This is a genomic window from Streptomyces sp. NPDC058239 (assembly GCF_042882185.1).
GTDB lineage: Bacteria > Actinomycetota > Actinomycetes > Streptomycetales > Streptomycetaceae > Streptomyces.
In genome coordinates, this window is sequence record NZ_JBHVWS010000005.1 from 52,214 (window position 1) to 61,951 (window position 9,738).

The 9,738-nt window shown below is 69.6% G+C and carries 8 protein-coding genes and 1 pseudogene; 2 read left to right on the forward strand and 7 right to left on the reverse strand.

The window, feature by feature from the left end:
- The first annotated feature begins 69 nt into the window (after positions 1-69).
- Complete coding sequence (locus ACFVYE_RS08945) at positions 70-1,647, forward strand: alpha/beta hydrolase (RefSeq protein ID WP_383960006.1); 1,578 nt, start codon at positions 70-72, stop codon at positions 1,645-1,647.
- 75 nt (positions 1,648-1,722) lie between these two features.
- Here ACFVYE_RS08945 and ACFVYE_RS08950 read toward each other — a convergent pair whose 3' ends face one another.
- The gene (locus ACFVYE_RS08950; RefSeq protein ID WP_389604786.1) at positions 1,723-2,772 is read right to left on the reverse strand and encodes an NAD-dependent epimerase/dehydratase family protein; all 1,050 of its coding nucleotides are present in this window, start codon (positions 2,770-2,772) and stop codon (positions 1,723-1,725) included.
- Positions 2,773-2,836: 64 nt separating this feature from the next.
- Positions 2,837-3,556 (reverse strand): lysophospholipid acyltransferase family protein, encoded by a 720-nt coding sequence (locus tag ACFVYE_RS08955; protein WP_383960011.1) that lies wholly within the window; start codon positions 3,554-3,556, stop codon positions 2,837-2,839.
- A 1,142-nt stretch (positions 3,557-4,698) separates the two neighbouring features.
- On the opposite strand from ACFVYE_RS08955, the gene ACFVYE_RS08960 reads away from it, so the two are divergent.
- A complete protein-coding gene (locus tag ACFVYE_RS08960; RefSeq protein ID WP_383960014.1) occupies positions 4,699-5,682 on the forward strand; it encodes an NAD(P)/FAD-dependent oxidoreductase in 984 nt (327 codons plus the stop codon).
- A 72-nt stretch (positions 5,683-5,754) separates the two neighbouring features.
- Here ACFVYE_RS08960 and ACFVYE_RS08965 read toward each other — a convergent pair whose 3' ends face one another.
- The 5 genes and pseudogenes from ACFVYE_RS08965 to ACFVYE_RS08985 all read right to left on the reverse strand — a co-directional run bounded on the left by ACFVYE_RS08965 (position 5,755) and on the right by ACFVYE_RS08985 (position 8,544).
- Positions 5,755-6,336, reverse strand: a complete 582-nt coding sequence (locus ACFVYE_RS08965) for a helix-turn-helix domain-containing protein (RefSeq protein ID WP_383960124.1) — start codon at positions 6,334-6,336, stop codon at positions 5,755-5,757.
- A 101-nt stretch (positions 6,337-6,437) separates the two neighbouring features.
- Positions 6,438-6,623 (reverse strand): acyl-CoA dehydrogenase family protein, encoded by a 186-nt coding sequence (locus tag ACFVYE_RS08970; protein WP_383960127.1) that lies wholly within the window; start codon positions 6,621-6,623, stop codon positions 6,438-6,440.
- A gap of 67 nt (positions 6,624-6,690) precedes the next feature.
- Positions 6,691-6,924: pseudogene (locus ACFVYE_RS08975) on the reverse strand (acyl-CoA dehydrogenase family protein); the annotation flags it as partial.
- Between the two features lie 19 nt (positions 6,925-6,943).
- Positions 6,944-7,270 carry a methyltransferase domain-containing protein gene (locus ACFVYE_RS08980; RefSeq protein ID WP_383960017.1) on the reverse strand — a complete coding sequence of 109 codons (327 nt, stop codon included), beginning with the start codon at positions 7,268-7,270 and terminating at the stop codon, positions 6,944-6,946.
- A 47-nt stretch (positions 7,271-7,317) separates the two neighbouring features.
- Entirely contained in the window at positions 7,318-8,544 is a 1,227-nt protein-coding gene (locus ACFVYE_RS08985; RefSeq protein WP_389604789.1) for a Cmx/CmrA family chloramphenicol efflux MFS transporter, read from the reverse strand.
- Positions 8,545-9,738: the final 1,194 nt, after the last annotated feature.

Below are 9,738 nucleotides of genomic sequence, written 5' to 3' on the forward strand. Positions count from 1 at the left end.
GGATCCGCGGGAGGTCCTGAATGAACTGTGCCGCCACCGGCGGCGCTTCAGAGATGGGGGAGGTTCCACTTGAGACGCACAGCAGTGCTCGGCTCGGCCGGCGCTCTGATCGCGGGCACGCTCATAGCGGGCGCGGTGACCGCACCGGCGGCCACTGCCGAAGGCCGTCACCACCACGGTTCCGAGGCGCGCGGCGTTCAGGTCGCCGCGGCACGGGCGGCCAGGTCCGGCATCGACTGGAAGGACTGTCCGGCCGACTGGGCCATAGCCAAGCCGATCCAGTGCGGCTGGGTGACCGTGCCGCTCGACTACGCCAGGCCCGACGGCAAGCAGATCAAGCTCGCCGTCGACCGGCACGTCAGCACCGGCACGAAGGACGAACGACAGGGCGCCCTGCTCTACAACCCGGGCGGCCCCGGCGGTTCGGGGCTGCGGTTCCCCACCCGGATCACCAACAAGAACCCGCTCTGGACGAATACGGCGAAGGCGTACGACTTCGTGGGCTTCGACCCACGGGGCGTCGGCCACTCCGCGCCGATCTCCTGCATCGACCCCCAGGAGTACGTCAAAGCTCCTAAGGCCGACCCCGTACCCGACTCCGAGGCCGACAAGCGCGCCCAGCGCAAGCTCGCCGCCGAGTACGCGGACGGCTGCGCCGAACGCAGCGGCGACATGCTGCCGCACATGACCACGCCGAACACCGCACGCGACCTGGATGTCATCCGCGCCGCCCTCGGTGAGAAGAAGCTCAACTTCCTGGGCGTCTCCTACGGCACCTATCTGGGCGCGGTCTACGGCACGCTCTTCCCGACCCACGTCCGCCGCATGGTTGTCGACAGTGTTGTCAACCCGGCGAAGGACAACATCTGGTACCAGGCCAACCTCAACCAGGACATCGCCTTCCAGGGCCGCTGGGACGACTGGAAGGCATGGGTCGCCGAGAACGACTCCGCCTTCCACATCGGCAACACTCCCGCGAAGGTCGAGCAGGCGTGGCTGAAGCTGCGCGCCGCCGCAAAGAAGAACCCGATCGGTGGTGTCGTCGGCCCGGCCGAGCTCATCGGCTTCTTCCAGAACGCGCCCTACTACGACTCCACCTGGGCGCTCGTCGCCCAGACCTGGAGCGACTACCTGGGCGGCGACACCCAGGCACTGGTCGATGCTGCGGGCCCGGACATGTCGGACACCGCGGGGAACATCTCCTCGGAGAACGGCAATGCCGTGTACACGGCGGTCGAGTGCGCGGATGCCAAGTGGCCGACCAGCTGGCGGAAGTGGGACCGCGACAACACCCGGCTGCACAAGGACTACCCGTTCATGACCTGGGCCAACGCCTGGATGAACCTGCCCTGTGCGACCTGGTCGGCCAAGCAGCAGACACCGCTGGACGTGAAGACCGGCAAGGGCCTGCCGCCTGTGCTGATCGTGCAGTCCACGCGTGACGCCGCCACCCCGTACCAGGGCGCCGTCGAACTGCACAAGCGCTTCAAGGGCTCGCGCCTCATCACCGAGCGGGACGCCGGTTCGCACGGTGTCACCGGCCTGGTCAACCCCTGCATCAACGAGCGGGTGGACACCTACCTGCTCACCGGCAGGACCGACCGCAGCGACGTGACGTGCGCCCCGCACGCCACACCCAAGCCGTAACGGTCACACCTCATGGGCACGGGCGGCCGGTGGCCTCGAACCACCGGCCGCCCGTTCTCGTGTGCGGGCTCCGCCTCACGCCTTCCGGTCGTAGGTCTTCAGCCAGACGTCCTCCGCCTCGTAGTCGAAGAGCTTCTTCCCGTATGCCCGCAGCATGAGGGGAAAGGCCTCCGTCCAGTCCCTGCCCTCCAGTTGCGCGGCGATCCACTCGACCGTTTCCGGAAGCGACTCCACATAGCCCGTCACCGGCTGGTACCCGAGCTCCCGCTCGGCGGCCGTCATGTCGTACACGATGGGATGGGCGGCGCTCCAGGGCGTCGAGCCGACGCCGTCGTCCCCGGGTGCGCCGGCCATCAGCACGGTCTCGGTCCTCCGGCCGAGTACCGCGTCGACGGCCTCGCCGATCTCCGCGACCGTCGGCGCCTGCGGATCTGCGGCATTGAGCACCCGCGAACCGGGCCGCCCGGCGGCGAGCCGGATCAGCTCGGCCAGGTTGGATACATGGACCGGGTGGAAACGGGACGTCCCGCCGTACGAGAGCACCCGCCGCCCCCGGCCGTCCAGGAGCCGCTTCACGAAGTACAGCTCTCGGGGCGAGCGGCAGTACGCCCCGTGAATCGCCCCCGCGCGCAACAGCGTCACCGGCAGCGCGCCCCCCGCCGCGAGCAGATCCTGCTCCAGCTGTATCTTCCGCGTTCCGTACGTGGCACCGCCGGCCGGTACGGTGCGCTGTGTCTCCGGGAGCGGCACGGGATACTGCGGGGCTCCGTCGGGTTCGCCCTGTGTGTCGAAGCTGCGACCCTGATCGTCCTCGTACACCGCACCGCTGGAGATGACCACCGCCGAACCGATCAGGTCCGCGAGGCCTCTCAGCTGCCGGGCGTGATCCGCGCCGTACGCAACCATGTCGACCAGTACGTCACAACCGTCACCCAGCGACGCCGCCAGCGCCCCGTCCTCGTCCCGGTCGAGAGCCGTCGTGCGCACCGCACCGTCCCACCGCGCGTCCCGGCCGCCGCCGCGTGAAGCGGCCGTCACCTCCCAGCCCTCCTCGACGAGCGCCTGCACGGCCACTCGCCCGATCTGACCCGTCGCTCCCAGAACCCATGCGTTTCCCCTGCTCATGAGAGGAACGCTAGGGCGGGGCCGTCGCCCGGACCAGTGGAGTTCACCCAGCGCGGATTCGCCGTCAGCGTCGCAGCTTCGGGAACTTCTTCGACTGCCCGGCCTGCGCGGCCTGCGTGGCTTTCACCTTGGCCGCGTACTCATCGACGTACTCCTGTCCGGAGAGGCCGAGGATCGCGTACATGATCTCGTCGGTGACCGCCCGGATCGCCGCCTTCTGGTTCTCCAGACCTGCGTAGCGGGAGAAGTCCAGCGGCTCACCGAAGCGGATGGTGACCCGCTTGATGCGCGGCACGACCTGTCCCGGCGGCTGGATCTCGAACGTACCGACCATCGCGCACGGCACCACCGGCACCTGCGCCCTGATCGCCATCACGGCCACGCCGACCTTGCCCTTGTACAGCCGGCCGTCGTGCGAACGGGTGCCCTCCGGGTAGATCCCCAGCAGCTCGCCCCTGCTCAGCACCCCGAGCCCTTCGCGGATCGCCGCCTGCCCCGCGTCCTTGCCGGACCGGTCCACCGGAATCTGCCCGATGCTGTGGAAGAAGGCGGCGGTCAGCCGCCCCTTCACCCCCGGTCCGGTGAAGTACTCCGCCTTGGCGAGGAACGTGATGCGCCGTTTGAGGATCGCGGGCATCAGGAAATGGTCGGAGAATGACAGATGGTTACCGGCGACGATGGCCGCGCCATCCTCCGGGATGTGCTCCAGTCCCTCGATCCTGGGGCGGAAGAACAGCCGGAGAAGCGGCCCGAGGACGACGTATTTGAGCACGTAATAGAACACGGGGCGGCTCCTAGCTCTGCCGGATCGGCTCCAGGGCTGCACCCTGCCAGGTGAGCGGATACCTGAGAGGATGACAGCCTATGCGCAGCTGGCGTTCCGCGTAACCGTCTTTGACCAGGTCAATGCTGACCCGATGCCGATTCTGCTGACAAGGCGTCAGGCCGGGGTCTCTGCGTCGGAGCAGGTGCGGGCCGGGGCCGCTCCGTCGACCTCCCATGTGGCGAGCAGAGTCCGGAGAATGCGGCGCATTGGCACACCAGGCGCAGCGCCTGTCGCTCTCGGTGGGGTTTGTCACCGCCGAATCCACCCTCACATGGCGCGGAGTATGAACCACCCCAGAACTCGTAGTCCGGGATGAAACAAGGGGATGGAACGCCCTCTTGGGCAAGGGGCGAGATCCCGGAACTGCCGAAGATCTCCGCCTGGCAGGAACGAGACATGGTGGAGCCGGTCCGAGCACCGAGATCCCGGTCCCGGAACGGCGGCAGACTTCCACCTTGCCTGGGCCCCTTGGCCGGGGTCAGTAGATTCCCGTTCGTCGGCTGTACTCGGTGATCTGCGTGTTGGGCATCGGCCGCGGTTTCCGGGCCGCACCGCTGGGCGCGCTGTGACTGGCGCCGGAAGGCGATGCCGCCACCGTCACCGCCAGGCACGGGAACGAGCGCGGCTCCTGTGATGACCTTCGGGATGAGAGACCTCAAGGATCAGCGGAAGCCGCGCTCGTCCGTCAGTTCGCCTCAGTCGTATGTGATGAACTCGGGCACACCGAGTCATTCGACGTAGACCTCGTCCGGAGGCTGAATGAGGGCTACTTGGTCGTCGTGATCCTGACCCGGCCACTACACGCGAAAGGCGTACCGGTGGCACCGTCCTGCGTGCAGACCTGGAAGTACCTGACGCTCCCGGAAGGGAGGGTCGACCACGAATCCGATTCGCAAGTACCCGCGCCTCGGGTGGCGTCCCAAATGCTGGTGATAGAACCCCCGCACCCGCAGCGGTGCCGCCTTCGGCCGCGCGCTCCCGGCCTGCCGGATACGGGCGCCCTCTCGTGGCGGCCGAGCGCGGGGTCTCTGTCCCGGAAACGGCAACAAAGATTGTTCGGGAGGGCGGCGGACCGCACGCTTGCAGCGGAGGTGATCGCCATGACCGGCGCCAACAATCTCACCAACGACCGAACCTCGTATGACGTCATCGTGATAGGCGGCGGGGCGGGTGGGCTGAATGCCGCGCTCGTGCTCGCCCGGGCCCGTCGCACCGTCGCCGTCGTCGATGCCGGGGAGCCCCGCAACGCTCCCTCGGCCCATATGCACAGCTTCCTCTCCCGTGACGGCGTCCCCCCGCTCACCCTGCTCGAGGCCGGTCGCGCGGAGATAGCGCGCTACGGCGCAGTCCGGATCGACGGCCGGGTGGAGCAGGTGGAGGCCGGGGAGAGCGGAGGGTACGTGGTGCGCCTGGAGGGCGGCGCGACGCTGGACGCCCGGCACGTCGTGCTCGCCGCGGGCCTGCGCGACGAGCTGCCCGAGATCCCGGGCGTGCGCGCGATGTGGGGGGAGGACGTGCACTTCTGCCCGTACTGCCACGGCTATGAAGTCGGCGACCAGCCGATCGTCGTGCTCGGAGTGCATCCCGCCTCCCCCGGGCAGGCGCTGCTCCTGCGCCAGTGGTCGCCCCACATCGTGTACGTCCCGCACGGCCGACCACTCACCGATGAGGAGCGGGAGCGCATGGACGCACGCGGGATCGAAGTGGCCGAAGGGCCGGTGTCCACCCTGCTCAGCAAGGACGGACGGCTCCACGCGGTGGAACTCGCCGACGGGCGGACGCTGGAGTGCGCCGGGGTGTTCCTCTTCCCGAAGATGACCCCGAACGACGGGGCCTTCGACGGTCTCGGCTGCGAGGTCGACGAGCAGGGCCGGCTGGTCACCGACCGGGCCGGCCGCACCAGCCGCCCTGGCCTGTGGGCCGTCGGCAATGTGGTGGACCCGCGCGCCCAGGCCGTCACGGCGGCCGGCATGGGCGCGGCAGCCGCCTTCGCCCTCAACCACGACCTGGTGGATGCGGAGATCGAGCGCGACCTCGCCGCGCACCGCGCCGCTGCCGAGCGGTCGCCCGTCCCCGCGCCCTGAGTGAAGGGGTGACGGCCACGGTGCCGCCTCCGCTGAGCGCCCGCCTCCGGCACATGTACCGGAGGTGGGCGCTCAGCGTGTCGGCCGGGCTCGTACGTGCATCCGCTCGCCCTGGCGGCCGAAGAGGCTCAGGACCTCGACCGGGCCCTCCCCGGTGCTGCCGAACCAGTGCGGCAGCCGGGTCTCGAACTCGGCCACCTCGCCGGGGTCAAGGATCAGGTCGTGGTCGGCCAGGACGAGACGCAGCCGCCCGGAGAGTACATACAGCCACTCGTGCCCGTCGTGGGTGCACAACTCAGGGGCGGCGCGGCTCGATGGCAGGATCATCTTGTAGCTCTGCAGCGGACCTGGCTGGCGGGTGAGCGGCAGCACGGTGTTGCCGTTCACCGCGTGCGGCTTGAGCCGGACGCGGGGGTCGCCCACATCCGGGGCGCCGACCAATTCGTCGAGTGGGACCTTGTGGGCCTGAGCTATGGGCAGCAACAGTTCGAGACTGGGGCGGCGCTGTCCCGTTTCGAGGCGCGACAGCGTGCTCTTGGAGATGCCAGTGGCCTCCGACAGCGCGGCGAGGGTGACACCACGAGCGGTGCGCACCCGCTTGAGCCTGGAGGCGACGGCGGACAGGGCCTGGGCGATGGTCGAGGGCTGATCCACGTCGCCATTAGACCGGCCGGTTCCCGAAGCCGCAATCACGGGTGCCGTTTTGGCGCCGCGCCCCACCCCGGCGGGGCGGGGCGCGGCAGGGCGCGGATGGTTCAGAGACCGGGGGACCGGCCGATCAGTTCCTTCATCACCTCCGTCGTCCCGCCGTAGATCGTCTGCACCCGGCTGTTGGCCCGCTCCCGGGAGATCGCACTCTCCTTCAGATAGCCGTAGCCGCCGTGGAGCTGGAGGCAGCGGTCGGCGATGTCGACCTGGAGCTCCGTCGTCCACCACTTCACCCTTGGCGGCGTCGGTCACCGAAAGCCGTCCGGCGATGAGTTCGGCGACGCAGTGGTCAAGGAGCACCTGAGCAATCGTCAATTCGGTGCCCATGACGGCAAGTTGGAAGCAGCTGTGCTGGAAGCTGCCGATGGGATGACCGAACGCCTCACGCGTCTTGGCATACTCCAGGGTGTCCGCCGGCATCCGCTCGGCCGCGCCCACGGCCACGGTCGCGATGCTCAGAGCCGCTCCCGGGGCAGCCCGGCCATCAGTCGTGCGGATGTCGGTGACGTTGGAGCCGGCGTCGGGCTCGCTCATCGCGATCGCCGCGATGAGCTCACCCGAACGAAGACCCGCCCGTTCGGCGCCACATGGGCCGCCGCGTCGCGGAGAACCTGCGCACCATCTCGTACCCGGGGTCGAAGACCGCGCGTTCGATCTGGCCGGCGTAGGAGTAGCTCGCGGGCGCCTCGATGGACGGGGTGTTCCAGAAGACGAGGTCGAACGGCTCGGCGGGCTCCAGGGCGTCGAACAGATCACTGGTCAGCGCCGTAATCCGGTCGGACACCCCGTGTCTGGCAGCGTTGCGGCGGGTGTTCTCCGCCGCCGCCGGGTTGATGTCCAGGGCCACCACGTGCTCGCTGCCGTGCTGGGCGGTGAGCACTACGGACGCCGGACGGTGATGTGCGGACCGGGGAGCGGAAAGGCGTGTCAGTTCTCGCCGGTCTGCGGGTTCCGCGGCCGGTTGCGGGCCATCGTCCGGTCGATCAGGACGACCGGGATGGTGAGTACGGCCAGGCCGGCGCCCAGCCAGGGGATGGACGTCAGTCCGGCTCCGGCACCGAGGGCGACGCCCGCGAGGACGGGGACGAGGCTGATGCCGAGCTGGAACATGGAGACGGCGGTGGCTCCGGCGAGCGTCGGCGCGTTCGACGCCACGGTGAACACCCGCCCGTAGATGGCCGGGTTGAGCACGAATCCGGCGACGCCCATGAGCAGGACCAGGACGATGACGGCGATGGTGTGCTCGGCGAGGAGAGCAAGCAGGACCGACGTGACCAGGATGCCGCCGGCTCCGATGAGGAGCGCGTGGTGGGGACGCCCGTCGGCGATCCGTCCGCCGATGGACAGACCGATGAAGGCGCCGATGCCGAACAGCACGAGGATCGAGGGCACCCACACGGACTTGACGCCGGTGACGTCCGTGAGGAACGCCGCGAGATAGTTGTAGGAGATCATGTACGCGGCGGTGCTCAGCAGGGTGGCGACGTACACCACCCACAGCTGCGGCTGCCGCATCGTGCGCAGCTCGCTTCGCACGCTCTGTTCCTTGGCCGCCGGGGTCGAGGGGACGGCGATCGCCGTCGCGACCGCGCCGAGGAGAGTGAGGGCGACCACCGCCCAGAATCCGCCCTGCCAGCCGGTGAAGTGACTGAGCAGCGCGCCGGCCGGGCCGCCGGCGACCATGGCGATGCTGAGTCCGCTGACGACCACGCCGGAGGCCCGTGCGGTGCGGTCGGGGGTGACGAGTCCGATCGCCGTGACCGCGGCGACCGCCCAGAATCCGGCGTAGGCCAGGCCGCACAGGAAGCGGGTGACCATCAGCACGGTGAAGTTGTCGGTCACCAGGCCGATCGCCACGCAGTTGGCGAACACGGCCTGGGAGATCACCAGCGTGGTCCGCCGCGGCCAGCGCAGGGTCAGGACCGCGAGGGGCGGTCCGCCGATCACCACGCCGATGGCGAACGCCGAGATCAGCGCGCCGGCGGAGGAGAGCGAGATGTGCAGGTCGTCGGCGATGTCCGGCAGGACTCCGGCGAGCAGGAACTCGGCGCTGCCCATCGCGAACAGGCTGAGCGCGAGCAGGTAGACCGCGAGCGGCAGCCTGTTGCCGGTCTTGCGGGAAGCCGCCTTGTGCGTTTCGGTCCGGACGCTCATCGGCTGTCGCCTCCCGCCTGCTCGGCTGCCGACCGCTGGGCGGACCGCGATGGAACGCGCTCGGGACCTGTCTGCACGGTGACGCTGTGCACCGGCCCCGGAGTGGTTGAACGCATGGGCGAACTCCTTGTATCGGATAGTTCGGGCGTGCGGATCAGGGCGGGTGCGCGCCGGTCGGCAAGGCGTGAGGAGGTCGGCACCGCCGGACTCCTCCGGCGGCTGCCGGCGCGGCACGGACGCCTCGGCGATCCGCTTGATCACGGTCATCACTACTGGCACCCATGCTGGAACCGTGCGTGGCGGACGGGCAACATTTGTTGCCGATACCGGGATGCGAGGACGGGGTCCGGCGAGGCTGCGTCCGGGAGCAGGCCACCGAATCGGTCATCCCCGGGCAGGGCCTCGCCCCAGCCCCACTTCTTGATGGTGGTACGGCTCGAAGGTCCGGCTCCCGGCCGGGAGTTGGCCATCGCGCGGCGCGAGCCGAACTCGATGTAGCCGTCCTGGGTGGAGGCGCGGGTGGTCCTTGTATGTGTGAGTGCTCGGTGTCCGCAGTGCGGCATGCTCAGGCCGCGTACAGGTCGAAGGTCGACGTGGGCCGGCCGCCCTGAGGGGGCGTGTCCGGCCGGGGGCGACCGAGAGCATCGCCTGGTGCAGTCGCTGGAGTTGTGGAGCGGGCTCCAGGCCCAGCTCCTCGGCCGTCGCCATCCGCGAAGGCCGCGTGGCCGGCCTGGGCCGCCCGCTCGAACGCGAAGGCGTCCACGTCCTCCTCGGCGACCCGGAGCAGATATCCTCCGTGGCCGGTGGCCAGCAACTGTCGGGCGCGGGCCGGGCCGTCCCGACCGCCGAGGGCAGCGGCCAGGATTCGGCGCAGGCGCAGGCTGCGGCGCCCGCGTCTTGGCCGGTCTCGGGCTCGATGGACGGGGCCGTGGGACAGGGGGGAGGGCCGGGTGTTCGGGGTTGGTGGCGCTGATCCGCAGAGTCATGCGGTCACAGTCCCCGGGGCGCACGCCGGGCCGACGGATGGGTTCCGTCCTGCCCACGGTGAGGGACTCCGGAGGAGCCGTGGGGGGGGGGGCGTGGGGGGGTGTGCCGCACCACACGGTGCCCCCAGGCCCCCGCACGGGGCCCCCCCCCCCCCGCCGGCCGTCAGAAGAAAAAACAAAGGAGTAGAATAAAAAAAAAAAAAAAAAG

Coding starts and splice junctions, on each gene's coding strand:
- ACFVYE_RS08950 (WP_389604786.1), bottom strand. CDS start 2,772: ATGAGCAGGGGAAACGCATGGGTTCTGGGAGCGACGGGTCAGATCGGG.
- ACFVYE_RS08960 (WP_383960014.1), top strand. CDS start 4,699: ATGACCGGCGCCAACAATCTCACCAACGACCGAACCTCGTATGACGTC.
- ACFVYE_RS08985 (WP_389604789.1), bottom strand. CDS start 8,544: ATGAGCGTCCGGACCGAAACGCACAAGGCGGCTTCCCGCAAGACCGGC.